We start from the raw sequence: 22,880 nt of genomic DNA on the forward strand, positions 1-22,880 counted from the left end.
TGAAAGCGTATCATTTACGTGGTTTATCAATCGTTGATAAACGATTGATAAACCACGGCAGATAAGCGGGTTTAAGCGGAGGCTATGGCATCGGGCGAGCGTCACGCATGGTGGTGATCGTCCCCTTCCTGTGCCGTTAAACAGTGCAGATGGCCGTGGCGGACTCCGCGCTGGGCAATCACCTCATCGGCGAAATGCTGCACCTCGCCCATTTCACCTTTCAGCACCGCGATCTCCAGGCAGTCGTCATGACTGATATGCACATGCAGCGTGGCGACGGACAGGTCGTGATGGTGGTGCTGGGTGGCGATCAGCCGGCTTGCCAGCTCACGTTTTTCATGTTCGTACACGTAGGAGAGCACCGCGTAGCCGTGCTGCCCACCCTGCTGGGTATGTTCATGCATCAAGGTGTTACGCAGGATATCGCGTACCGCCTCTGAGCGGTTGTGATAGCCACGTTGGGCGCTTAACGCGTCGAGGGTCGCCAGAAGATCGTCATCAAGAGTCAGGGTTACGCGCTGCATGGTCGTTTCTCTTTAGCAAGGGAGGCCGGAAAAGCGGGAAGCACCGCGCGCTGCAGCGCCCGGCCCGCCGTTGACTGAAGACGCAACGGTGCGTGGACCGGCGTCGTCTCGATAATCTGCCCGTTCTCCATCACCATAACCTGCTGGCAAAAACGCTCGACCAGCCGCAGGTCATGGGTGATAAACAGGCAGGCGGTAGAAAACTGTACCTGCAGACGCTTGAGTAGCGCAACGATCTCTGCCTGCAGCACGAGGTCAAGGTTCGACACCGCTTCATCGAGAATTAACAGCTGCGGTTGCACCACCAGCGCCCGCGCCAGGCACACGCGCTGAAGCTGCCCGCCGCTGAGCTGCACCGGGCGCTTATCGCGCAATGTCGGGGAAAGGTCCACCGCCTGCATCATCGTCTCTACCTGGGCCTGGCGTTCGTCGCGCGAGTAGCGAAACAGATGGCGGAGCGGCTCGCTGATAATCTCGTTCACCGTTTTTCGTGGGTTCACGGCGCTGTGCGCATCCTGAAACACCAGTTGAATATCGCGGCGAAACGCCCGCAGTGCCTCGCCTTTTAAGGCGTTCAGCGGGGTCTGCTGCCAGCGGATGTCGCCGCGAACAGGGGTTTCCAGACCGGCCAGCATGCGTGCCAGGGTGCTTTTACCGCAGCCGCTGCGGCCAAGCAGCGCCATGGTCTCGCCGGCCTGGATACTGAAACTGACCTCGCGCAGCACGCCTGAGTGATGTGGATAATCGTGGCTGACGTTAGTGACGTTCAGAAGATTCATACTGGGGACTCCATGCCATACAGCGCCAGATGCGCTGCCAGTAACCGCTGGCTGACGGGATGCTGCGGCGCGCTGAACAGGGTGTCGACGTCACAACGCTCGACAATGCGCCCGCCGTCCATCACCGCCACTTCATGTGCCAGCCGCGCAACCACCCCCATATCGTGCGTCACCAGCAGCAAACCCTGGCCGCGGGTGGCGACAATCTCTTCCAGCAGGTCAAGGATACGGCCCTGAGCGACGGCATCGAGATCGGTGGTGGGTTCATCGGCAAAAATAAACGGTGCTTTGCTCAGCAGGGCGAGGGCGATCATCATGCGCTGCAGCATGCCGCCGCTCATCTCGAAGGGGTAGCGCTTGAGCAACTGTGAGGGATTGTCCAGCCCCACGGCTTTCATGGCGTTAATAAGCGTCGCCTCGTCCGTAGGCTGGCCGCTGGCGCGGCAGGTCTCCCGCGCGTGGGTGGCCATGGTGTACAGCGGATTAAAGGCGCTACGTGGATTCTGCATGATGGTGGCGACGGTGCCGCCGCGCAGCTGCTCGCCATGTACCGGAATACCGTCCAGCAGCAGACGGCCGGCGGTTTGCCGCACGCCAGGCGGCAGCACGCCGAGGGCCGCCGCGCAGGTCAGCGACTTGCCGCAGCCGCTGCTGCCCAGCAGCGCCAGCACCTGCCCACGGCGTAAGGTTAACGACAGGTCCGTGACCAGTGGCTGCCCGGCGCACAGGGTTAACTGCTCTAACTGGATCTTCTGAGGCATCAGTGGTTGTGCTCCGCGATCAGGTGTGGATCGAGACGATCGCGTAGCGCATCGCCCACCAGATTAAAGGCCATCACGCTGATAAACAGCGCCAGGCCAGGCCACAGCATCTGCAGAGGCTGGGTCCAGATATACTGGCGCGCATCGTTTATCATCACGCCCCATTCTGCCGTCGGCGCGCTGACGCCAAGGCCCAGGAACGACATCCCGGCGACGTGCAGCATCATGTGCCCGATATCGAGCGTCGCGAGGACCAGCAACGATGGCATCACCGCCCCGGCCAGATGATCGACAAACAGCCGCCAGCGGCTGGCTCCGCTGAGTCGGGCGGCGAGAATAAACTCGCGCTGGCGTAGCGACACCACCAGACTGCGGACCATTCGGGCATACCATGCCCAGTGTGACAGGGCGATGGCGATAATAACGTTGGTCAATCCGGTACCCAGCACGCCGACCATAAAGAATGACAGGATCGAGGTGGGGAAGGTCATAAACATATCGGCCACCCGCATTGTGAACTGGTCGACACGTCCACCAAGCAATCCGGCGCAGCCGCCGACGATAATTCCCATCGCCAACACCAGCAGTAAACAGGCCATCACTGCCCCCAGCGAAACTCGCGTCGCCGCCAACAAGCGGGAGAAAATATCGCGCCCCAGGTGGTCGGTGCCCAGCCAGTGCTGTGCGTCCGGCGACAGCAGGCGGGCGGGCAAATTAATGGCCTGCGGATCGTACGGCAGCCACCACGGGTTGGTGAGGGCGATCAGCATCAGTAGACCGATAATGACCATCGCCACACGCACCGACCCGCGAGCGGAGCAGAAGAGGTTCATGAATGCGCTCCTTCGTGGCGACGAATACGGGGGTCCAGCGCGGCGTTAAGCAGATCAACCGCCAGATTACAGAGGGCGAACACCACCACCATGATCAGCGTAAAGCACTGAATCACCGGGTAATCACGGTTAAAAATGGCGGAGACGGCATAGCGTCCGATGCCCGGCCACGCGAAGATATTTTCGATAATCATCGTGCCGCCGATCAGCTCGCCAATATGCATCCCCACGGCGGTGATCATCGGCAGAGAGGCATTGCGCAGAATGTGGCGACGCTCGGTCTGCTTGTCGTTCAGGCCGCGCAGGCGCGCCCAGGTGACATGGCGCTGCCCGGCAACGTCCAGCATGCTGGCACGCAGCAGGCGGGCATTAATAGCCAGCGACATAAACGCAATCGAGACGGCGGGCAGAACGATATGCTGCCAGCCGCCGTAGCCCAGCGCGGGTAGCCACTGCAAATAGACTGAAAAAAACAGCACCAGCAGGAAGGCGAGCCAGAAGTTCGGCATCGATACGCCAAGAAACGCAATCAAGCGCACGATGAAATCCGGCAGTTGCTCGCGATGGCGGGCGGCCCAGATCCCCAACGGCACGGAGGTCAGCAGGATCAGTACCAGCGCCGCACCAGCCAGCTGCAGCGTCGCCGGCAGAAAGTGCAGTACGTCATCCAGTACCGGGCGCTGGGTGGCAAATGAGAGGCCAAAATCCAGGTGCAGCGCCTTCCACAACCAGCTGCCGTACTGGACCAGCAGCGGCTGATCGAGGCCGAGCATGATCCGGGTGGACGCCACCATCTCCGGCGTCGGCGGCAGGTTCGAGAGCCGCAGGTAGTCGAGCGCCGGATCGCCGGTGCCGAGGCGAAGCATCAAAAAGATAATCACCGAGGCGGCAAAAATCATCGGGATCAGCAGCAAAATGCGTCGTAGCAGATAACGTCGCATCAGGGTTTCACCGGCTGGATCTGTTCGAACGGGATTTCTGCGGCGACCGGGGCGTAGGGGATGACCCCCAGCTCAGGTTTCGCCACCACCATCATCGAGATGTAGCTAATCGGCAGATAAACCGCGTCATTATGCAGACGGGTTAAAATATCGCGATACAGCGCCTGGCGCCGGGTCTCGTCGCTGGTCTCCAGTACCTGACCAATCTCCTTATCAATCAGCGGCTTGTCTGACAGCCCTTGCTGCGCCTGGTAATCGGCGTGGGAGGGCACGCGCATGGAACTCATAAACGCATGCGGGTCGTACGGTGCGCCCCAGGTACGGTTGAAGATCATGCCAAAACGGCCATCGCGCTGGCGGGCATAAATACTGCTCTCTTCTTCACCGACCAGCGTCACATCGACGCCGACCTGATGCATATCCGCCTGAATAATTTCCGCCATCGATTTGCTCAGGGCATCGGTACCGATAAACGACAGTTCAATGCGCAGCGGCTGGCCATTCTTCTCGCGAATCTCTTTGCCCGCCGGATGGATCCAGCCGGCTTTTTCCAGCAGTTGGTTGGCCTGCTGCGGATCGTACTGACGAGGCGTCAGGCCAATGTTGGCGTAGGGAACGCTCGGGGCAAACAGCGTGTCGGCAACCTGCTGGGTGCCGTATAATACATTGTCGATCAGCGATTTTTTGTTGACCGCGTGGTTCAGCGCCTCGCGCACCGCCAGTTCGTTGGTCGGGGCTTTGGCGGAGTTCAGCGCCAGCATCACCGTCTCAATCGGTTGCGAAAGCTGGGTGCGGTAAGCCGGGTTGTGGCTGAACCGGGCGAAGGTATCCAGCGGTAGCAGGCCCTCGTTGCCATACAGCAGATCGATATCCCCGGTCTCAAAGGCGACGGCGCGGGTCATCGGGTCCGGAATAACTTTCACCGTGATCTGGTCGATCGTCGGCTTCTCTCCCCAGTAGTGCTCATTGCGCACCAGCACATCGTACTGATTAAGCTTCGACGTTTTTAACACCCACGGCCCGGTGCCGATCGGCGCTTTGATGCCGTGCAGCGTGCCTCCCTCGACAAACTGCGACGGGGCGATAAACCGGAACGGCCGCGGCAGGGCCAGCTCCTGCAGGAAAGGGTAGTAGGCGCCTTTGAGGGTAATTTGCAGTTGGGTATCGCTCAGGGCGCGAACGTCGGTGATCTGGTTGGTCAGCTCCAGCCAGGCGTGGCGTTGGCGATTTGCCAGCACCGCCTGAAAGTTGGCGACCGCCGCCTGGGCGTTAAACGGCTCACCGTTAGAAAACTGCACATCGTCACGCAGGGTAAAGGTCCAGACTTTTCCGTCCGCGGAGTGGCTCCAGTGGGTTGCCAGCCACGGTTTGACCGAGCCATCAGTCTGATATTTCACCAGCGGTTCATACACCATGCTTTGGGCAAACATCTGGTTCGGCGTGTACAGATGGGGATTCAGAGGACCAACATTCACCGGCCAGGCGGTTGTGATGGTATGTGAGGCTGCGGGGGCCAGCAGAGGAACACAGGCGAGCACCGCCAGCAGCGTGGAGCGGAAAATAGACAAGGTCATTATCTCAACGGACAGGAAAGTATGATGATTTTAATAATTCATCATACTTAAGGAGTAATCTGGATCAATGTAGGGCTGGAAAGTATAAGAAAATCCTATATAACCGTGCTGTTTCAAGCGGCACAGGCGTTGGCTGCGCCCGCGCAGCGAGTCACGTACGGGCGATCACGGCGTTCTGAACAGCGCCAGTAATGTTGCGAGCGGCTTATCAATGGGGGCCAGATCGCGTTTGACGATCAGGTGCAGCGGCGTGGCGCGGCGGGTGCCATGGGCGAGAGGCAGAATCTTCAACGTCCCCTGTTGCAGCCGGTCGCGGATGCGTTCTTCCGGGAGCCAGCCGAAACCAACCTGGTACAGCACCGCGTCTATGGCCGCATCGATGGTGGAGAAGGTCCAGGCATCCCGGTTGGCCTGCGGGTCGTCGCTGCGATCGGCGATGCGGACGAGGGGCCAGGGGGCCAGCGCGCTGTCATCCAGCGGGCCGTCCAGTGCGGCAAGCGGATGATGCTGATGGGCGACCGCGACAAAATCAATGTTCATCAGCCACTCGCCGCGTCCGGTAATATCCTGACGGCGAGTTAAGACCATCACATCGGCTTCGCTGAGGGTCTCGCTCTCCTCTTTTCTGTTCTCCAGCACTTCGGTCAGCCGGACCTGGGTCTGAGGATGCTGTTGCTGGAACTGACGCAGAATGGCAAACAGTCGTTCGCGGGGAAAAATGCTGTCCACCACCAGATCCAGCCGGGTGCGCGCGCCGTTATGCAGCGTGGCGGCGCGGGTTTCCACATAAGAAAACGCCTGCAGCAGCGGTTTTACCTGGCTTAGCAGCAGCTCTCCGGCAGGCGTCAGAACCGCGCGGCGGCCTGCGGGTTGCAGCAGCGCGACGCCGAGCCTTTCCTGCAGCAGGGCGAGGTTATAGCTGACCGACGACTGGCTACGGTGCGTCTCTTCCGCCGCTTTGGCGAAGCTGCCCAGCGCGGTCACTCTCTCCAGCAAGGCCCATTGTTCCAGCGTTGTTTTGTGCATAACTCATCTAAAAAATGAATGTATTTTATCCAAACATAGCGTTATTCATTCATTTTTTAAAGCCGTATGCTGAGTCTCAACAGCAAAGGAGAAGACATTATGAACACATTTGATAAACACGACCTGAGCGGCTTTATCGGCAAACATCTGGTTTATACCTACGATAATGGCTGGAACTACGAGATTTATGTCAAAAACGGCCACACTCTGGATTACCGTATTCACAGCGGTATCGTCGCGAATCGTTGGGTAAAAGACCAGCAGGCGTACATCGTGCGGGTGGGGGCGAGCATTTATAAAATTTCGTGGACCGAGCCGACCGGTACCGACGTCAGTCTGATTGTTAACCTCGGTGATAAACTGTTCCACGGCACCATCTTTTTCCCACGTTGGGTGATCAACAACCCGGAAAAAACCGTCTGCTTCCAGAACGATCACATTCCACTGATGGAATCATATCGCGCCGCCGGCCCGGCCTACCCGACCGAAGTGATTGATGAGTTCGCCACCATTACCTTTGTACGCGACTGCGGTGCAGATAATGACAGCGTGATTAATTGCCCGGCGAGTGAATTACCTGCTGATTTTCCTGCAAACTTGTAATCTTCTGGAAATAAATTTGTGATCTGAGTCGGATTTATTCTTTATCGCTTGCAGAGTAAATGGCAACGATTGTTTTGTCGTTTAATGTTTGTTTACTTTATACCAGCATGCCCCTGTTTTAGATGTGAATGGGGGCATTTTTTCGTTCCTTTGCATCTGCTTAATTTATAAATATACTTTATAAACATGATGTTAATCACACCCCGTTAAATAATATTAATTTCTTAATATTATCCTAAGCAACCCCGTCTAAATTTAATAGCGTCAAATACCCTGGAATGAAATGTGACATTGCAGTGCGTCCATTTTCATTTTGTTTAAGTCCGCTGGCGCAGGATATTTTTTCTATCAGACCCGCAATCAGCAATGGGTCATATACCTAACAGGAAAATGATGAGCGAATTTTTGCCGTTTTCGCGCCCGTCAATGGGTGACGCAGAGCTGGCTGCGCTGCGTGAAGTTTTGCAATCGGGCTGGATCACTACCGGGCCGAAAAATCAGGCTCTGGAAGAGGCTTTCTGTGCGTTGACCGGTAACCAGCATGCGGTAGCGGTCAGTTCAGCGACCGGCGGTATGCACGTCACGCTGATGGCGTTGGGTATTGGCCCGGGTGATGAAGTGATCACCCCGTCACAGACCTGGGTTTCCACGCTGAACATGATTTGTTTGCTGGGGGCGACCCCGGTGATGATTGACGTCGATCGCGACAATCTGATGATTTCCGCAGACGCGGTTGAAGCGGCGATTACCCCGCTCACCAAAGCGATTATTCCCGTGCATTATGCGGGCGCTCCTGCGGATATCGACGCGATTCGCGCCGTGGCAGAACGTCACGGCATTCCGGTGATTGAAGATGCTGCGCACGCGGCGGGGACCTACTACAAAGGTCGCCATGTGGGCGCGAGCGGCTGCGCGATCTTCTCCTTCCATGCCATTAAGAACATGACCTGCGCCGAAGGCGGGCTGATCGTCACCGATGATGAGCAACTGGCCGCGCGTATTCGTAGCCTGAAATTCCACGGTCTTGGCGTCGATGCCTATGACCGCCAGACTCATGGTCGGGCGCCGCAGGCTGAGGTCATTTCCCCCGGTTTTAAATACAACCTGGCCGATATCAATGCCGCGCTGGCGTTGGTGCAGCTGGATAAACTGGCCCATGCCAACCAGCGTCGTACCGAGATTGCCCAACGCTACCTGCGCGAGCTGGCCGATACGCCATTTAAGCCGTTGACGGTACCTGAGTGGCAACACCAGCACGCCTGGCATCTGTTTATTATCCGCGTGGATGAAGCCACCTGCGGGATCGGCCGCGATGCGTTAATGGAAAAACTGAAGGCCATGGGCATCGGTACCGGGCTGCACTTTCGCGCCGCGCATACCCAAAAATACTACCGCGAGCGTTTCCCGACGCTGTCCTTACCGAATACGGAATGGAACAGCGCGCGCATCTGTTCACTCCCTTTGTTCCCGGATATGACCGATGACGATGTCACCCGCGTCATTTCCGCGCTGCACCAGCTGTCAGGATGTTGATATGTTTACTTACCCTCCCGTGAAAAAAGTCTCGGTCGTCATTCCGGTTTATAACGAACAGGAAAGCCTGCCCGAACTGATTCGCCGTACGGATACCGCCTGCGCGACGCTGGGCCGCCAGTATGAAATTTTACTGGTAGACGATGGCAGCAGCGATGAGTCTGCCCGCATGTTGACCGACGCCGCCGAAGCTGAAGGCAGCCACGTGGTGGCGGTGTTGCTTAACCGCAACTACGGCCAGCACTCGGCGATTATGGCTGGTTTCAGCCATGTGACCGGCGACCTGATTATTACCCTTGATGCCGATCTGCAAAACCCGCCGGAAGAGATCCCGCGGCTGGTGGCGAAGGCTGATGAAGGCTACGACGTCGTCGGTACCGTTCGGCAGAACCGCCAGGACACCTTCTTCCGCAAAAGCGCGTCGAAGATGATTAACCGCCTGATTCAGCGCACTACTGGTAAAGCGATGGGCGACTATGGCTGCATGCTACGCGCCTATCGCCGCCACATTATCGACGCGATGCTCAACTGCCATGAGCGCAGTACCTTTATCCCGATTCTGGCCAATACCTTTGCGCGCCGGGCGGTCGAAATCCCGGTGATGCACGCGGAACGTGAATTTGGCGATTCGAAATACAGCTTTATGCGCCTGATTAACCTGATGTACGACCTGGTGACCTGTTTAACCACCACGCCGCTGCGTCTGCTCAGCGTCTTTGGCAGCGTGATTGCCCTGCTGGGCTTTGCGTTTGCCTTCCTGTTGGTTCTCCTGCGACTGGTCTTCGGCCCGCAGTGGGCAGCGGAAGGGGTGTTCATGCTGTTTGCCGTCCTGTTTATGTTTATTGGCGCACAGTTTGTCGGCATGGGCCTGCTCGGGGAGTATATCGGCCGCATCTATAACGATGTCCGCGCCCGTCCCCGCTATTTTATTCAACGTGTTGTTCGTCAGCCGGAAACGGCGTCTCAAGAGGAAGATCGTTCATGAAAGCTGTAGTCTTCGCTTATCACGATATGGGGTGTGCAGGTATTCAGTCGCTGCTGGATTCTGGCTATGACATCGCCGCTATTTTTACCCATCCGGATAACCCTGGCGAAAACCACTTCTTTGGCTCGGTGGCGCGTATTGCGGCTGAGCAAGGTATCCCGGTGTGGGCACCTGAAGATGTTAACCACCCCCTGTGGATTGAACGCATTCGCGACATGAAGCCGGACGTGCTGTTCTCTTTCTATTATCGCAATCTTCTGGGCGACGAAATCCTCAGCCTGGCGCCAAAAGGCGGCTTTAATCTGCACGGTTCTCTGCTGCCGAAATACCGCGGCCGCGCACCGTTGAACTGGGTGCTGGTGAACGGGGAAACGGAAACTGGCGTGACCTTGCACCGCATGGTCAGCCGTGCGGATGCCGGCGATATCGTGGCGCAGCAGACGGTGGCGATTGGCGCCGATGACGCTGCGCTGACCCTGCACCGCAAACTGTGCACCGCCGCGTCAGACCTGCTGGGGCAGGCGCTACCGGCGATTCGTGATGGTAAAACTCAGGACCGCGCGCAGGACGAGAGCGAGGCCACCTATGTTGGTCGCCGCACGCCGGAAGATGGCCGTCTCGATTGGGATAAACCCGCGCTGACGCTGCATAACCTGGTGCGTGCCGTCTCCGACCCGTGGCCGGGTGCCTTCGGCTACGCCGGGGCAAACAAATTTATCGTCTGGAAATCCCGCGTGCGCCACGATCTGGCGGCGGCGAAGCCGGGGACGGTGATTTCCACCTCTCCGCTGGTGGTAGCCTGTCAGGATGGTGCGCTGGAGATCGTTACCGGTCAAACCGAGCGCGGCGTTTACATGCAGGGTACGCAGCTGGCGCAGGCGCTGGGCCTGGTAGCCGGTGCGGTGCTGAGTAGCAAACCGGTGGTGGCGATTAAACGCCGTACCCGCGTGCTGATCCTCGGCGTGAACGGGTTTATCGGTAACCACCTGACCGAACGCCTGCTCGCCGACGACAACTATGAAATCTACGGCCTGGATATCGGGTCTGATGCCATCAGCCGTTTCCTCGGCAACCCGCGTTTCCACTTCGTTGAAGGCGATATCAGCATTCACTCCGAGTGGATCGAATATCACATTAAGAAATGCGACGTGGTACTGCCGCTGGTGGCTATCGCGACGCCGATTGAATACACCCGTAACCCGCTGCGCGTGTTCGAACTGGACTTCGAAGAGAACCTGAAGATTATTCGCGATTGCGTGAAATACGATAAACGCATCATCTTCCCGTCGACTTCCGAAGTGTACGGCATGTGCACCGACAAAAACTTCGACGAAGACACCTCCAATCTGGTGGTTGGCCCGATCAATAAACAGCGCTGGATTTACTCGGTCTCGAAGCAGCTGCTTGACCGCGTTATCTGGGCCTACGGCGACAAGTCCGGTCTGCGCTTTACGCTGTTCCGTCCGTTCAACTGGATGGGGCCGCGTCTCGATAACCTGAATGCTGCGCGTATCGGCAGCTCCCGTGCGATTACTCAGCTGATCCTCAACCTGGTTGAAGGCTCGCCGATTAAGCTTATCGAAGGCGGTAAGCAGAAGCGTTGCTTCACCGACATTAGCGATGGTATCGAAGCGCTGTTCCGCATTATCGAGAACAAAGACGGCCACTGCGACGGGCAGATTATCAACATTGGTAACCCGGACAACGAAGCCAGTATCAAAGAGCTGGCGGAGATGCTGCTGGACTGTTTCGAACGCCATCCGCTGCGCGGCAACTTCCCGCCGTTCGCCGGTTTCCGCGACGTTGAGAGCAGCGATTACTATGGTAAAGGCTATCAGGATGTGGAGCATCGTAAGCCAAGCATTCGCAACGCGAAGCGCTGCCTGAACTGGGCGCCGACGGTTCCGATGGAAGAAACCGTAGAACATACGCTCGACTTCTTCCTGCGCACGGTTGAGCTGGTGGACGACAAGACATCATGAAACAGGTCGGCTTACGCATAGATGTCGATACCTTTCGCGGTACCCGGGACGGGGTGCCGCGCCTGCTGAGCCTGCTGGGCCAGCATGGAGTTCAGGCAAGCTTCTTTTTCAGCGTGGGGCCGGACAATATGGGGCGCCATTTATGGCGCCTGATAAAACCGAAGTTTCTGTGGAAGATGCTGCGTTCAAACGCGGCTTCGCTATACGGCTGGGATATCTTGCTGGCCGGTACTGCCTGGCCCGGGCGGCGGATTGGCGCGGGTAATGAAGAGGTTATCCGGGCGACGGCGCAGACCCATGAAGTGGGTCTGCACGCCTGGGATCATTACAGCTGGCAGGCATGGAGCGGCGTCTGGCCACAGGAGCGACTGGCGCTGGAGGTCGAACGTGGCCTGCTGGAGCTGGAACGGATCATCGGTCGTTCGGTCACCTGTTCCGCCGTGGCGGGCTGGCGCGCAGATCAGCGGGTGATTAAAGCCAAAGAGTCTTTCAATTTCCTCTACAACAGCGACTGCCGGGGCACGCGTCCCTTCCTGCCGCTGTTAGGCGACAAGGCGCCGGGTACCGTGCAGATCCCGGTGACGCTGCCTACCTGGGATGAAGTGGTCGGCAGCCGCGTCGATGCCGGTGGCTTCAATCGCTATCTGCTGGACAGGATTCACCAGGATAGCGGCACGCCGGTCTACACCATTCATGCAGAAGTCGAAGGCATTGCCTTTGCACAGCAGTTTGATGAACTGCTGACCATGGCTGCGCAAGAGGAAATCCAGTTTTGCCCGCTGAGCCAACTGCTGCCCGCTGACTTTAGCGAGCTGCCGCTGGGTAAAGTGGTTCGCGGTGAATTGGCTGGCCGGGAAGGCTGGCTTGGGCGTGAACAATTATTGAGTCAGGACGTATGAAAAGCATTCGTTATAGCGTCTCTTTAGTGGTGTTATTTGCGCTGTATTATTTACTGCCGTTGAATTTCCGGCTGCTCTGGCAGCCTGATGAAACGCGCTATGCGGAGATCAGTCGTGAAATGCTGGCCTCCGGCGACTGGGTGGTGCCGCATTTTCTCGGGCTGCGCTATTTTGAAAAACCCATTGCCGGATACTGGATGAACAGCATCGGGCAGTGGTTGTTTGGTCACAATAACTTTGGCGTACGCTTTGGGTCGGTATTTTCGATTAGCGTCACCGCGTTGCTGGTGGCGTGGCTGGCGTGGCGCATCTGGCGGGATAAGCGGGTTGCGATTCTGTCTGGCGTTATCTTCCTGACCGCGCTGCTGGTGTACAGCATTGGCACCTATGCGGTGCTGGATCCAATGATCACCTTGTGGATGGCGCTGGCGATGTGCAGTTTCTGGGGCGCAACTCAGGCGCAGACCCGAGGCGGCAAAATCGCCGGCTATGCGCTGCTGGGGGTGGCCTGCGGCATGGGGGTAATGACCAAAGGCTTTCTTGCGCTGGCGGTGCCGGTTATCGGGGTTCTGCCGTGGGTGATTGCCCAGAAACGCTGGCGTGAAGTGCTTCTCTACGGCTGGCTGGCGGTGGGCGTGTGCATACTGATGGTGCTGCCGTGGGGCCTGGCTATCGCTAACCGCGAGCCGGATTTCTGGCGCTACTTCTTCTGGGTAGAGCATATTCAACGCTTTGCCGAGAAAGATGCCCAGCATAAGGCACCTTTCTGGTATTACCTTCCGTTCCTGATTGCCGGTAGCCTGCCGTGGCTGGCGCTGCTGCCCGGTGCGCTGAAGCGCGGCTGGACCGAGCGCGATGATGCGCGTGGGGCGCTGTACTTACTCGGTTGGGTGGCGATGCCGTTCCTGTTTTTCAGCATTGCGAAAGGCAAGTTGCCAACCTATATCCTGCCGTGTTTCGCACCGCTGTCGATACTGATGGCGCGCTATGCGCTGGATGCGGCGAAAGCCGGGGCCAAAGCGCTACGGATCAACGGCCTCATCAACCTGATTTTCGGCCTGACGGGTCTGGTGGCGGTGCTGGTGGTGTCGCCGTGGGGCGTCATGCATAAGCCGGTCTGGAGCCAGATTGAGCTGTATAAATGCCTGCTGGCGGCGGTCGCGTTTGCGGTCTGGGCGCTGATGGGCTGGCTGGCGATGAAAGATAACGGTCGTCGCTGGACCTTAGCCGCCTGCTGCCCGCTAGGGCTGGCGCTGCTGATAGGCTTTGCGATTCCTGACCGGGTGATTGATAGTAAACAGCCGCAGTTCATGGTTGATATTATTGGTGAATCGCTGGCGCCCAGCCGCTACGTGCTGAGTAATAACGTCGGGATTGCTGCCGGTCTGGCGTGGGAGCTCAAGCGTAACGATATCATCATGTTTGATAAGCAGGGTGAGCTGAAGTACGGCCTGAACTGGCCGGATGCCAAAAATAGCTTTGTGAGCCAGAGTGAGTTTGCCGGCTGGCTGGCGACGCACCGTCAGGAAGGCCCGGTGTCTCTGGTGCTGTTGATGGATAAAGGAGAAAACATGGCTGATTTACCCCTCCCGAAACCTGACAATGTATATGTGTTAGAGCGGGTTGTGTTTCTTCAGTATTTGCCGCAATGAGCATCTGGATCTGTCTGGCGCTGGCGAGCCTGTTAAGCTGCGCCGGGCAACTGTGCCAGAAACAGGCGACGCGTCCGTCGAAATCCCGGCGGCGCGGTCGCCATATTCTCGGCTGGCTTGGCCTTGCGCTGCTGGCGCTCGGTGGCGGTATGCTGCTGTGGCTGAGCGTCCTGCAAGCTATTCCGGTGAGCGTGGCCTATCCCATGTTGAGCCTCAATTTTGTCTGGGTGACGTTAGCGGCCTGGGGACTCTGGCGTGAGCCGGTGGCCCGGCGCCACTGGGTAGGCGTGGGATTAATTGTCGTCGGCATTGTGATCCTGGGGAGCAGCGTCTGATGGGGTTAATCTGGGCACTATTCAGCGTTGGGCTGGTCAGCGTAGCGCAGCTGCTGCTGCGCGGCGCCATGGTCGAACTGCCGCCGCTGAACGACCTGATGGCGTTTCTCAGCCATCTTTTCCATCTGTGTAGCGGTACGTGGAGCCTGCTGCTCGGGCTGAGCGGCTATTTACTGTCGATGGTCTGCTGGTACTTTGCCCTGCACCGACTGCCGCTCGCCAAAGCCTACGCGCTGCTCAGCCTCAGCTACATTGTCGTGTGGGCCGCCGCCATCTGGCTGCCCGGCTGGGATGAACCGTTCCACTGGCGGGCGCTGGCGGGGGTGCTATTGATCATCGCCGGGGTACTGACCATCTTCTGGCCGCTTAAACGCCCGGGATCTCTCAGCGAATAAGCGCGGCATCCACCACAAACGGCGTCGGCGTGCAGACCGCAAGGCTCAGGTTGCCCAACTGAATCTGGCTGACCGACAGCGTCGCGTGGCGAGTGCTGTCGACGCTGGCGATTTGCCAGGCGCTACCGCCGCGTTGCTTCACCATGGCCTCTTTCCGCGTCCAGATCCGCCAGAATGCGTTGAGCTGCTGCGCCGGCGGTTCTGCTGCCACCTCCGCATGCTCATCGGTGCTAAAAACCGCATTCGCCAGCCGACGCCAGTTCTGGCGCGGGCGAATCACTTCGATATCGCAGCCCACTTCTCCTTCGTCGCTAATCAATAGCGCAATCTCATCGCCGCTGTGGCTGAGGTTAAACCAGCGCGTGACAGTGCCGGCGAAGCCCGGTTTACCCTGCGCGGAGTAGATGATTTCTGGCAGCGGAGTGACCGCCTGCGCCAGCAGGACGCGACCGGCCAGCCAGCTTGCGCGGCGCACACCCTGTGGCGCCTGAGCCACGATCTCAGGCGGCAGGGGGCAGGCGCTGAGCTGCGAGATTTTCCGCAGGTACAGTTGATACATATCAGGGCCAGCGCTTAATGATGATGGAGGTATTGATCCCGCCAAAGGCGAAGTTATTGCTCTGCAGGAACTCGCAGTCCAGCGGACGGGCTTCTCCCATGATGTAATCCAGCTCGCCGCACTGCGGATCCGGCTGGCGCAGGTTGAGCGTCGGGGCAAACCAGCCTTCGCGCATCATTTGCAGACTCATCCATGCCTCCAGCGCCCCGCAGGCCCCGAGGGTATGGCCAAAATAGCTTTTCAGCGACGAGATCGGCACGTTGTTGCCAAACACCGCGGCGCTGGCCTGGCTTTCGGCGATATCGCCGCGATCGGTTGCCGTACCGTGCGCGGAGACGTAGCCGATATCCCGGGCGTCTAAACCGGCCATCCTGAGCGATTGCTCCATGCAAATTTGCATGGTCTCCTGCTGTGGCTGGGTAATATGCGCGGCATCGCAGTTGGTGGCGAAGCCGACGATTTCACCGTAAATGGTTGCTCCCCGGGCTTTGGCATGCTCGAGCTCTTCGAGAATCAGCGTGCCGGCCCCTTCGCCAATCACCAGCCCGTCGCGTTGTTCATCGAACGGCGACGGCGTGGTGGCCGGGGCGTCGTTGCGTTGGCTGGTGGCGAACAGAGTATCGAAGATCGCGGCTTCAGACGGGCACAGCTCTTCCGCGCCGCCGGCGACCATCACTGTCTGATAGCCGTGGCGAATTGCTTCCCAGGCGTAGCCAATCGCCTGGCTGCCGGAGGTGCAGGCGCTGGAGGTCGGGATCACCCTGCCGCGCAGGCCGAAGAACAGGCCGGTGTTGACCGCGGTGGTGTGCGGCATCATCTGCACGTAGGTGGTGCCGGTGATGTTATTGGTGTGCTTTTCCGTCAGCATGGTGGCGAACTCGCTGACCGGGCCGGTGCTGCCGGTGGAGGAACCGTAGGCAATGCCGGTTTCGCCGTTGGTGAGCACCGCATCGCCAATCAGCCCGGCCTGCTCCAGCGCCAGTTCGCTAGCGCGGGTGGACATCAACGACACGCGGCCCATGGCGCGGATCCGCTTGCGGGTATAGTGCTCCGGCAGGCTGAAATCGTCGATTGGCGCCCCGAGCAAGGTATGCAGGCCGTCATAGATTTTCCACTCCGGCATGGCGCGTACGGCGTTCTTGTAGGCACGTAGCCGGGCAGACACCGCCTGCCAGCTTTCACCAAAGGCGGTTACGCCTCCCATACCGGTAATCACGACGCGGCGAGTCATAGCATGCCTCCGTTGATGGAAATCACCTGGCGGGTAACATAGCCTGCAATATCCGACATTAAATAGCTGGCGAGTCCGGCCACTTCTGCGGCCTGGCCCATACGTTTCATGGGGATGATCGACATCGCCTCTTTGAGGGCGGTCTCTTCCATGGCGATCATGCCGGTGTCAATCAGGCCTGGGGCAATGCAGTTGACGGTAATTTTGCGTTTTGCCAGCTCAATAGCCAGCGCTTTGGTGGCACCGATAATGCCCGCTTTTGCGGCGCTGTAGTTTACCTGACCGCGGTTGCCCATCACCCCGGATACCGATGACAGCGTGATGATCCGCCCACCCTGACGGGCGCCAATCATCGGCATAATGCAGGGCTGAATGACGTTATAAAAGCTGTCGAGATTGGTGTGGATCACCGCATCCCAGTCGTTGTCGCTCAGCGCGGGGAAGGCACCGTCGCGGGTGATACCGGCGTTGCTCACCACGCCATACCACGGGCTGTGGACGGCGATATCCTGCTCGAGCACCTCGCGGCACTGCTCGCGCTCGGCGACATCAAAGCTTAACAGTCGGCCCTTGCCGCCGGCGGCGAGGATCGTCTCCAGCGTCTCCTGCGCCCCCTGGGCATCGCGATGGTAATGGACGCCGACGACAAAGCCGTCAGCCGCCAGCTGGCAGGCGATAGCGCGGCCGATACCCTTGCTGGCACCGGTCACTAATACGGAACGGCTCATGGTTTCTCTCCCTGATTAAATAACGTCTTTAGCTCGTCTGGCGTGGGCTGGAAGGTGTTGACGCGGCCCGTCGCCAGGGGGTTATCCCCGCTAGCGATGACGCAGTCGAAACTGCCAAAACGGTCATCCTGCATTAACAGCGTGACGGCGATCGTCAGCGTGTGTCCGGCGGGGAAAATACCGGCGGCGCAGACCAGCTCCCGGGCACCGAGCACCATCCCGAGGGCGATGCTCTCCTGCTGGTGTTGATGGCGATGCCAGCCCGACCAGACGCCGACGGTCTGTGCCATCAGCTCCAGCGCAAACCAGCCGGGCAGGTTGCCGTCGCTATCGAGAAACGGCGCCAGCACGCCTGAGGTGTTAACCCCGACGCGGCAGGTCGCCGTCTCTTCGGTGACGTCCAGCACCTCTTCGAGCAGCAGCATCGGCGCGTCATGGGGCAGATAGTTGCCGGGGGGCAGATAGTGGCTCATGAACATCTCCCGAGCAGAATGCTGGCGTTATTGCCGCCAAAGGCAAATGAGTTGGAGAGGATCACCGGGCGTTCAAGGCGCTGCGCGGTGGTCATCAGACCACAGTCTGCCAGCGCCGGGTCGCGCGGCGACAGCGTGAAGTCCTGGGGCGGTAACGGCAGGTCGCGCTGCAAAATCAGCATGGCGATTGCCGCTTCGGTAATCCCGGCGGCGCCGAGGGTGTGCCCGGTAAGGTGTTTGGTGGAGCTGCACGGTACGCGATCCCCGAACAGCGCCTGGACGACCTGCGACTCCACCCGATCGTTTAGCGGAGTCGCGGTGCCGTGCAGGTTGATATAGCCCACGTCATCCGCGCGGATACCGGCATCGTCGAGGGCCATGGTAATTGCACGGATCGCCCCCTCGCCCTGTGGATGCGGGGCCGAAATATGGTAAGCGTCGCTTGATTCGCCGACCCCCAGTAGCGCGATGGACTGCGGCTCGCGGGTGAGCAGCATCAACGCCGCCCCTTCACCGATGGTGATCCCGCTGCGGTCGCGGGCGAAGGGCTGACACCGCGTGGGGGAGAGCGACTCGAGGCTGTGAAAACCATTCACCGGCATTCTGCTCAGGGTATCGGCGCCGCCGACGATAGCAACGTCGGCGAGCCCGGCGTCAATCAGCCGGCGTCCGCTGATCAATGCCCTGGCGCTGGAAGAACAGGCGGTGGAGAGGGTAAATGCCGGGCCGTCTAACGCCAGCCAGTGGCTCAGGAAGCGCGAAGGATCGCCCAGCTCCTGCTGTGGGTATTGCCAGTCGGTGCTGGCGTGGCCGTTGAGGGTGCGATCAACGTGAATATCCCCCTCGTCGAGCCCGGAGGTACTGGTCCCGAGCACCACCGCCACTCTGTCGTGGCCGAAACGCGTGATGGCTTCGTCAACCTGGGGACGAATCTGCGCCAGTGCCGCCAGCAGCAGCTGGTTGTTGCGCGAGCGATGGGCGGCAAAGCGGTCGGGGATCGTTGGCAGGGTGGCATCAACGCCGCCGAGCACGGCCTCGGGGACTCCCCGTAGCCAGCCGGCGCGCGGTTGCATCCCGGGAGCCACGCCACGCGTCAGGTTGGCAGCGATCTCATTGGCATCGTTGCCGAGCGCATTGATCATGCCGACTGCAGAAATATAGATCATCTCAGTCACCCAGATATTGAATGGTGATGTGGTATTTGAAGGCCAGCTGCTCGATGCTGATGGGCATGCGTTTCCCCTGGCGGTTCAGATAGACGATAGCCGTGACCAGCTTGCCCTGCGCATTGCGTAGTTCCCGGCGATCGCCGCTGTCGGTCAGGGTCCAGCCGGCCGGCAGCTGTTTCTGCCAGACGGCGATCGGCCAGTGGCTGAGCATCACATCCGCCAGCACCTGGCTGGCGGGCGGCAACTGCGGCACCACGATGGATTGTTCGGCGCGCAGCCCGCGATGATCGTAGGTGACGAGAAACAGACGGATCCCCACCGACGAGAGACCGGCGAGGGTGATTTTTTGGTCGTCGGCATTGAGCATCACCAGCAGCGACTGGGTCTGGCCGTGAAAACGCCCGGTCAGCAGCTGCTGCGCGCTCAGCGGCGGCGCGATCCCCGGCGGCGGCAAGGTGACGCGGGTCCCCGGCTCCAGCCAGGCCTGGGGGCGGCCGTCCTGCGGTTTTTGTGAGTGGCTGCACCCGGCAAGGATTAGGGTGGCAACCAGCGCGGCGGCGCGCCACAGTCTGTGCGTGATCATCGTCTTTTTTTCTCTTTTTTACCGGGCATCGCCATCGGTGACAGCAGGAAGGCGGTGAAAATACCGCTGACCAGCACAATGCCAAAACTGCTGATGGCCTGAGTGGCGCTGAAGACCAGCATGCCCAGGGTCAGCAGGGTGGTCATCATGGCCAGAATAATCGCCAACAGCGACGTCAGCGGCGTACCGCGAGGGTTACTGAAAAACAAGGTGTAGTTGATGCCTATCCCTAACACCAGCACCAGCGCCAGCAGGGAAAACAGATTCACAGAATGGCCGCTCAGGCTGAGCGCCGCCAGCCCGCAGCCTAACGACAGCACCGACGGCACGAGGCTTTTCAACCCGCTACGCCAGCCGAGGCGCAGCATCGCGCCGCAGGCGATCACCGCCAGCGCCACCGCCAGTAGCCCCGTCAGAATATGGCGATAAAGGGCGAACAGGCCGTCAAAGGTACTTTTTCGGTCAACCCACGCCACGCCGGGCTGTTGTTCGCTCAGCGCCTGCAATGCCGCGCTATCTTTTACGCCGTCAACCGGGATCAGAACGCCGCTTTCCCCGCCTTTCAGGGTCAGCCACAGCAGGCGCCAGCCTTCACTGGCCGGGCTGGCAAGCCACTCCTCAACCGTGACCGGCATGGCGTTAAGATCGACATTAACCGTCTGCACGCCGGCCTGCTGCAGCGCCTGGCTGACCGTCGGTACTGCTGATTTTAACAGCGCCAGGTCCTGGTGCTGGCGGGCCAGCGAATTAAGCGGCAGCGGGCGATACCCGGCGATCGTTCCCTGTTTTTTGGCCTGTTCTAGTACCGGGACAAAGGTCTCCAGCCGTTCCAGGGTTTGCTGTGGGGTCGCCCCGTAGACAACGAACCATTTCTGGTCGACGCTCTGGCCGGTTAAGGCCACGATGGCCTTTTCCTGGGCCAGGATCTGCGGCGGCAGCGCCTGCAGCTGAGAGATATCGTCATCGATACGCAGCGTGGCGATCCCGGCCAGCGATACCATCGCCAGCGCCAGCGGCAGGCCGAGGTACAGTTTTTTACTGCGCCGCCATGCCGCCAGCCAGCGCAGCATCGGCACCATTGCCGGAACCGGGCGAACCGGCAACCCGCGGGACAGCAGCGGGTGCCAGAAAATGACCGTCAGGCAGGAGGCGCTCAGGCCGACGGCGGCAAACACCGACATCTGGCGAATACCGGGGAACGGGGCGAGCATCATAATAAGATAGGCCACCACCGCGGTCAGCAGGGCCAGCAGCAGCGCGCTGCGTACTTTGGTCAGGCTTTGCCACGGCGTGCTCTCGTGGCCGTGGACCATCCGTTCCGTCAGATAGTAGAGCGTATAGTCGGCGGAGATGCCGATAATGCTCATGCTCATCACCAGCGTCATCAAATGTAGCTCGCCGAACAGCAGCAACGTGGCGACGGTACCCGCCAGCCCGCCAATGCCTACGGAAATCAGACACAGCACCAGTGGCCGCAGCGAGCGGAAGGTCACGATAATTAACAGCATCACGCCGAGTATCGTGGCGATGCCGAGCGTGGAAATATCCTGCTTCGCCTGCTGGCTGGCGTAGTCGCTGTAAAAGACCGTCCCGCGCGACAGCAGCTGCGCTTGCGGGTAGCGTGCTTTGAAGGTCTGTTCCAGCCCGGAGAGAGTGGTCACCAGGTGGTGCGTCTGCTGCATATCGAAAGAGGATCCGGCCAGTTCGCCGTGGATCAGGTACCAGTGATTTCCCTGGGGGTCCTGGGTGACCAGCCAGCCCTCTTTTAGCTGCAGGCGCTGGCCGCTTTTCGCCATCGCCAGCTGCGAGCCGCGCATCAGCATCAGCGGATCGCTGTGCAGCTCTTTGCCGCTGACGCCGGAGAAGGCGGAATAGAGCTGGGAGAGAACCCACTGCGCCTGCGCGCTGCCGCCGTTTTGCAGGCGGGCGCGGGTCTCGGGATCGATCATCCCGTTGCGGTGTTGCCAGAAGAAGCTGCCCCAGGCCTGCTGGCTGGCGGCATCCATCGGGCCTTTGACCTCTGCCAGCGCGTGGGACTGTTGCAGCAGGCTGAGCCACGCTTGCGCCACCTGAGGATCGGCCTGCTTGCCGGAGCTCACCAGCCAGACCAGCTGCCGGTCAAGGCGCTGGGTAAAGCCCTCGTTGAGGGCCGGTGGAATGGCGCCGAGGGTCTGTTTCGGCAGCATAGCCAGCACGCTGCTGTTGATGCGTGACTGCGGCAGCAGCGTCAACAATACGCCCAGCATCAGCAGGCAGACCAGTCCCCACAGCAGCGCAATGCTTCGACGGTTACGGTGCGGTAAATCGTTGGCGTTCGTCATCGGTCAAGTGCGCGGGAGTCTGTTGATGTTGCGATAGCGTGATGTCGGTGCGATCGCCCTGTTTATCATTGAGCTGGATGTGGTCGAGATAGGTCTGCCCGGCCAGATCGATGGTGGCGAAGATTTTATCCAGCGGCGTGGTGAGCGGCGTCAGGCTCAGGGTCCAGCGTCCCTGGCCTTTATCGCTAAATTCGACGCGGAAATTCTGCTCCAGCACGCGGCGGTCGGCCTGGAACAGGGCGCGCAGCAGGTGGTTGAACTGGAACATCTGTGGGTTGTTTTCGGCGGTGATGGTTTGCGGCGGCTGGCCGTTGATCATCTGGACCATCCGTTTATCATCCAGCAGCAGCTGCATCGGGAACGGCGCGGTTTGATCCCACAGCAGGCCGGTGTCGCGGGCGATCAACATCGAGCCCTGGGATCGCAGCGGCTGCGGCAGATCCTTGATGGTGCGGGTTTGATCGAAGTGGGCGCGGATCACCGGCTGTTCGGTAAAGCGCTGCTGAAGATCGTCCAGCGTCAGGGCGCTGACCAGCGGGCTGAGCAGCAGCGCCAGCAGAGGCCACCATCTCATGGCTTCACCCCCATGCGCTCAAACAGAATATCCGGGCTGACAAAGCTCATCTCGCGGCTCTGCTCATGGACCGCCACCTGAATGGTGTAGCCTGTGGTGGTGCGTTTCCCGCTGTCGGCGGCGAAAATCTCATAGCCGATGCGCAGCCGGTTTTCGTACTCTTCGAGCCGCGCACGCACGCGGATACGCTGTTCAAAGGTCAGCACATCGCGGTACTTCACGCGGGTGTCCACCACCGGCCAGACGTAGCCGGACGCCTTCATCTGGCGGTAGCCGTAGTTAAACTGGTTGAGCAGCGCCTCGCGGGCAATCTCGAAGTAGCGAAAGTAGTTGCCGTGCCACACCACACCCATCATATCGACGTCGTGAAACGGGATGGTCAGCTCTACTTCGGTAGTAAAACGGGGATCGTTAAGCACC

The 22,880-nt window shown here is 59.7% G+C and carries 24 protein-coding genes; 8 read left to right on the forward strand and 16 right to left on the reverse strand.

The window, feature by feature from the left end; genetic code table 11:
• Positions 1-101: 101 nt before the first annotated feature.
• From nikR to ACMYSP_RS13960, 7 genes are all read right to left on the reverse strand, one after another.
• Positions 102-524, reverse strand: a complete 423-nt coding sequence (nikR, locus tag ACMYSP_RS13930; RefSeq protein WP_434582639.1) for a nickel-responsive transcriptional regulator NikR — start codon at positions 522-524, stop codon at positions 102-104.
• The gene (gene nikE / locus ACMYSP_RS13935; RefSeq protein WP_434582640.1) at positions 512-1,303 is read right to left on the reverse strand and encodes a nickel import ATP-binding protein NikE; all 792 of its coding nucleotides are present in this window, start codon (positions 1,301-1,303) and stop codon (positions 512-514) included. Before nikE ends, nikR begins: the two co-directional genes overlap by 13 nt.
• Entirely contained in the window at positions 1,300-2,064 is a 765-nt protein-coding gene (nikD, locus tag ACMYSP_RS13940; protein ID WP_434582641.1) for a nickel import ATP-binding protein NikD, read from the reverse strand. The genes nikE and nikD overlap by 4 nt, the downstream gene beginning before the upstream one ends.
• Positions 2,064-2,897 (reverse strand): nickel ABC transporter permease subunit NikC, encoded by an 834-nt coding sequence (nikC, locus tag ACMYSP_RS13945; RefSeq protein ID WP_434582642.1) that lies wholly within the window; start codon positions 2,895-2,897, stop codon positions 2,064-2,066. The genes nikD and nikC overlap by 1 nt, the downstream gene beginning before the upstream one ends.
• Positions 2,894-3,838, reverse strand: coding sequence for a nickel ABC transporter permease subunit NikB (nikB, locus tag ACMYSP_RS13950; protein ID WP_123757241.1), 945 nt, complete (start codon positions 3,836-3,838; stop codon positions 2,894-2,896). The genes nikC and nikB overlap by 4 nt, the downstream gene beginning before the upstream one ends.
• Entirely contained in the window at positions 3,838-5,412 is a 1,575-nt protein-coding gene (gene nikA, locus ACMYSP_RS13955; protein ID WP_434582643.1) for a nickel ABC transporter substrate-binding protein, read from the reverse strand. Before nikA ends, nikB begins: the two co-directional genes overlap by 1 nt.
• A 165-nt stretch (positions 5,413-5,577) precedes the next feature.
• Positions 5,578-6,438: a LysR family transcriptional regulator gene (locus ACMYSP_RS13960; RefSeq protein WP_434582644.1), complete on the reverse strand. Its 861-nt coding sequence runs from the start codon at positions 6,436-6,438 to the stop codon at positions 5,578-5,580.
• 96 nt (positions 6,439-6,534) lie between these two features.
• Between ACMYSP_RS13960 and ACMYSP_RS13965 the strand changes: the two genes are divergently transcribed.
• From ACMYSP_RS13965 to arnF, 8 genes are all read left to right on the forward strand, one after another.
• Positions 6,535-7,041: a phenolic acid decarboxylase gene (locus ACMYSP_RS13965; protein WP_174510213.1), complete on the forward strand. Its 507-nt coding sequence runs from the start codon at positions 6,535-6,537 to the stop codon at positions 7,039-7,041.
• A 393-nt stretch (positions 7,042-7,434) separates the two neighbouring features.
• Positions 7,435-8,574 carry a UDP-4-amino-4-deoxy-L-arabinose aminotransferase gene (gene arnB / locus ACMYSP_RS13970; RefSeq protein WP_434587098.1) on the forward strand — a complete coding sequence of 380 codons (1,140 nt, stop codon included), beginning with the start codon at positions 7,435-7,437 and terminating at the stop codon, positions 8,572-8,574.
• Between the two features lies 1 nt (position 8,575).
• Positions 8,576-9,559: an undecaprenyl-phosphate 4-deoxy-4-formamido-L-arabinose transferase gene (gene arnC / locus ACMYSP_RS13975; protein ID WP_434582645.1), complete on the forward strand. Its 984-nt coding sequence runs from the start codon at positions 8,576-8,578 to the stop codon at positions 9,557-9,559.
• Complete coding sequence (arnA, locus tag ACMYSP_RS13980) at positions 9,556-11,541, forward strand: bifunctional UDP-4-amino-4-deoxy-L-arabinose formyltransferase/UDP-glucuronic acid oxidase ArnA (protein WP_434582646.1); 1,986 nt, start codon at positions 9,556-9,558, stop codon at positions 11,539-11,541. The genes arnC and arnA overlap by 4 nt, the downstream gene beginning before the upstream one ends.
• Positions 11,538-12,440, forward strand: coding sequence for a 4-deoxy-4-formamido-L-arabinose-phosphoundecaprenol deformylase (gene arnD, locus ACMYSP_RS13985; protein WP_434582647.1), 903 nt, complete (start codon positions 11,538-11,540; stop codon positions 12,438-12,440). Before arnA ends, arnD begins: the two co-directional genes overlap by 4 nt.
• A complete protein-coding gene (gene arnT / locus ACMYSP_RS13990) occupies positions 12,437-14,092 on the forward strand; it encodes a lipid IV(A) 4-amino-4-deoxy-L-arabinosyltransferase (RefSeq protein ID WP_434582648.1) in 1,656 nt (551 codons plus the stop codon). Before arnD ends, arnT begins: the two co-directional genes overlap by 4 nt.
• Complete coding sequence (gene arnE / locus ACMYSP_RS13995; protein WP_434582649.1) at positions 14,089-14,427, forward strand: 4-amino-4-deoxy-L-arabinose-phosphoundecaprenol flippase subunit ArnE; 339 nt, start codon at positions 14,089-14,091, stop codon at positions 14,425-14,427. The genes arnT and arnE overlap by 4 nt, the downstream gene beginning before the upstream one ends.
• Complete coding sequence (gene arnF / locus ACMYSP_RS14000; protein ID WP_434582650.1) at positions 14,427-14,822, forward strand: 4-amino-4-deoxy-L-arabinose-phosphoundecaprenol flippase subunit ArnF; 396 nt, start codon at positions 14,427-14,429, stop codon at positions 14,820-14,822. The genes arnE and arnF overlap by 1 nt, the downstream gene beginning before the upstream one ends.
• Here the strand turns inward: arnF and acpT are convergent.
• From acpT to ACMYSP_RS14045, 9 genes are read right to left on the reverse strand one after another with little or no spacing between them, the layout of a single operon-like run.
• Positions 14,812-15,381, reverse strand: a complete 570-nt coding sequence (gene acpT, locus ACMYSP_RS14005; RefSeq protein ID WP_434582651.1) for a 4'-phosphopantetheinyl transferase AcpT — start codon at positions 15,379-15,381, stop codon at positions 14,812-14,814. The genes arnF and acpT overlap by 11 nt on opposite strands.
• Before the next feature lies 1 nt (position 15,382).
• Complete coding sequence (locus ACMYSP_RS14010; RefSeq protein WP_123757253.1) at positions 15,383-16,612, reverse strand: beta-ketoacyl-ACP synthase; 1,230 nt, start codon at positions 16,610-16,612, stop codon at positions 15,383-15,385.
• Positions 16,609-17,340: a 3-ketoacyl-ACP reductase FabG2 gene (locus ACMYSP_RS14015; RefSeq protein ID WP_434582652.1), complete on the reverse strand. Its 732-nt coding sequence runs from the start codon at positions 17,338-17,340 to the stop codon at positions 16,609-16,611. Before ACMYSP_RS14015 ends, ACMYSP_RS14010 begins: the two co-directional genes overlap by 4 nt.
• Complete coding sequence (locus tag ACMYSP_RS14020) at positions 17,337-17,813, reverse strand: ApeP family dehydratase (protein WP_434582653.1); 477 nt, start codon at positions 17,811-17,813, stop codon at positions 17,337-17,339. The genes ACMYSP_RS14015 and ACMYSP_RS14020 overlap by 4 nt, the downstream gene beginning before the upstream one ends.
• Entirely contained in the window at positions 17,810-18,979 is a 1,170-nt protein-coding gene (locus ACMYSP_RS14025; RefSeq protein ID WP_434582655.1) for a beta-ketoacyl-[acyl-carrier-protein] synthase family protein, read from the reverse strand. Before ACMYSP_RS14025 ends, ACMYSP_RS14020 begins: the two co-directional genes overlap by 4 nt.
• Before the next feature lies 1 nt (position 18,980).
• Complete coding sequence (locus tag ACMYSP_RS14030) at positions 18,981-19,565, reverse strand: DUF3261 domain-containing protein (RefSeq protein WP_434582656.1); 585 nt, start codon at positions 19,563-19,565, stop codon at positions 18,981-18,983.
• Positions 19,562-21,886, reverse strand: coding sequence for an MMPL family transporter (locus ACMYSP_RS14035; RefSeq protein ID WP_434582658.1), 2,325 nt, complete (start codon positions 21,884-21,886; stop codon positions 19,562-19,564). Before ACMYSP_RS14035 ends, ACMYSP_RS14030 begins: the two co-directional genes overlap by 4 nt.
• Positions 21,855-22,460 carry a LolA family protein gene (locus ACMYSP_RS14040; RefSeq protein ID WP_434582659.1) on the reverse strand — a complete coding sequence of 202 codons (606 nt, stop codon included), beginning with the start codon at positions 22,458-22,460 and terminating at the stop codon, positions 21,855-21,857. Before ACMYSP_RS14040 ends, ACMYSP_RS14035 begins: the two co-directional genes overlap by 32 nt.
• Positions 22,457-22,879: an acyl-CoA thioesterase gene (locus ACMYSP_RS14045; RefSeq protein ID WP_434582660.1), complete on the reverse strand. Its 423-nt coding sequence runs from the start codon at positions 22,877-22,879 to the stop codon at positions 22,457-22,459. The genes ACMYSP_RS14040 and ACMYSP_RS14045 overlap by 4 nt, the downstream gene beginning before the upstream one ends.
• Position 22,880: the final 1 nt, after the last annotated feature.

The sequence above is a fragment of the Klebsiella sp. R390 genome (assembly GCF_051131745.1).
Lineage (GTDB): Bacteria > Pseudomonadota > Gammaproteobacteria > Enterobacterales > Enterobacteriaceae > Klebsiella.

What these genes read in the sequence shown, in the direction of transcription:
- nikR (WP_434582639.1), bottom strand. Translation starts at nt 524, where the DNA reads ATGCAGCGCGTAACCCTGACTCTTGATGACGATCTTCTGGCGACCCTC.
- arnD (WP_434582647.1), top strand. Translation starts at nt 11,538, where the DNA reads ATGAAACAGGTCGGCTTACGCATAGATGTCGATACCTTTCGCGGTACC.
- nikA (WP_434582643.1), bottom strand. Translation starts at nt 5,412, where the DNA reads ATGACCTTGTCTATTTTCCGCTCCACGCTGCTGGCGGTGCTCGCCTGT.
- arnF (WP_434582650.1), top strand. Translation starts at nt 14,427, where the DNA reads ATGGGGTTAATCTGGGCACTATTCAGCGTTGGGCTGGTCAGCGTAGCG.
- ACMYSP_RS14030 (WP_434582656.1), bottom strand. Translation starts at nt 19,565, where the DNA reads ATGATCACGCACAGACTGTGGCGCGCCGCCGCGCTGGTTGCCACCCTA.
- ACMYSP_RS14015 (WP_434582652.1), bottom strand. Translation starts at nt 17,340, where the DNA reads ATGAGCCGTTCCGTATTAGTGACCGGTGCCAGCAAGGGTATCGGCCGC.
- arnT (WP_434582648.1), top strand. Translation starts at nt 12,437, where the DNA reads ATGAAAAGCATTCGTTATAGCGTCTCTTTAGTGGTGTTATTTGCGCTG.
- acpT (WP_434582651.1), bottom strand. Translation starts at nt 15,381, where the DNA reads ATGTATCAACTGTACCTGCGGAAAATCTCGCAGCTCAGCGCCTGCCCC.
- nikD (WP_434582641.1), bottom strand. Translation starts at nt 2,064, where the DNA reads ATGCCTCAGAAGATCCAGTTAGAGCAGTTAACCCTGTGCGCCGGGCAG.
- arnB (WP_434587098.1), top strand. Translation starts at nt 7,435, where the DNA reads ATGAGCGAATTTTTGCCGTTTTCGCGCCCGTCAATGGGTGACGCAGAG.
- arnC (WP_434582645.1), top strand. Translation starts at nt 8,576, where the DNA reads ATGTTTACTTACCCTCCCGTGAAAAAAGTCTCGGTCGTCATTCCGGTT.
- ACMYSP_RS14020 (WP_434582653.1), bottom strand. Translation starts at nt 17,813, where the DNA reads ATGAGCCACTATCTGCCCCCCGGCAACTATCTGCCCCATGACGCGCCG.
- ACMYSP_RS14010 (WP_123757253.1), bottom strand. Translation starts at nt 16,612, where the DNA reads ATGACTCGCCGCGTCGTGATTACCGGTATGGGAGGCGTAACCGCCTTT.
- arnA (WP_434582646.1), top strand. Translation starts at nt 9,556, where the DNA reads ATGAAAGCTGTAGTCTTCGCTTATCACGATATGGGGTGTGCAGGTATT.
- ACMYSP_RS13960 (WP_434582644.1), bottom strand. Translation starts at nt 6,438, where the DNA reads ATGCACAAAACAACGCTGGAACAATGGGCCTTGCTGGAGAGAGTGACC.
- ACMYSP_RS14025 (WP_434582655.1), bottom strand. Translation starts at nt 18,979, where the DNA reads ATGATCTATATTTCTGCAGTCGGCATGATCAATGCGCTCGGCAACGAT.
- nikB (WP_123757241.1), bottom strand. Translation starts at nt 3,838, where the DNA reads ATGCGACGTTATCTGCTACGACGCATTTTGCTGCTGATCCCGATGATT.
- ACMYSP_RS14040 (WP_434582659.1), bottom strand. Translation starts at nt 22,460, where the DNA reads ATGAGATGGTGGCCTCTGCTGGCGCTGCTGCTCAGCCCGCTGGTCAGC.
- ACMYSP_RS14035 (WP_434582658.1), bottom strand. Translation starts at nt 21,886, where the DNA reads ATGACGAACGCCAACGATTTACCGCACCGTAACCGTCGAAGCATTGCG.
- nikE (WP_434582640.1), bottom strand. Translation starts at nt 1,303, where the DNA reads ATGAATCTTCTGAACGTCACTAACGTCAGCCACGATTATCCACATCAC.
- arnE (WP_434582649.1), top strand. Translation starts at nt 14,089, where the DNA reads ATGAGCATCTGGATCTGTCTGGCGCTGGCGAGCCTGTTAAGCTGCGCC.
- nikC (WP_434582642.1), bottom strand. Translation starts at nt 2,897, where the DNA reads ATGAACCTCTTCTGCTCCGCTCGCGGGTCGGTGCGTGTGGCGATGGTC.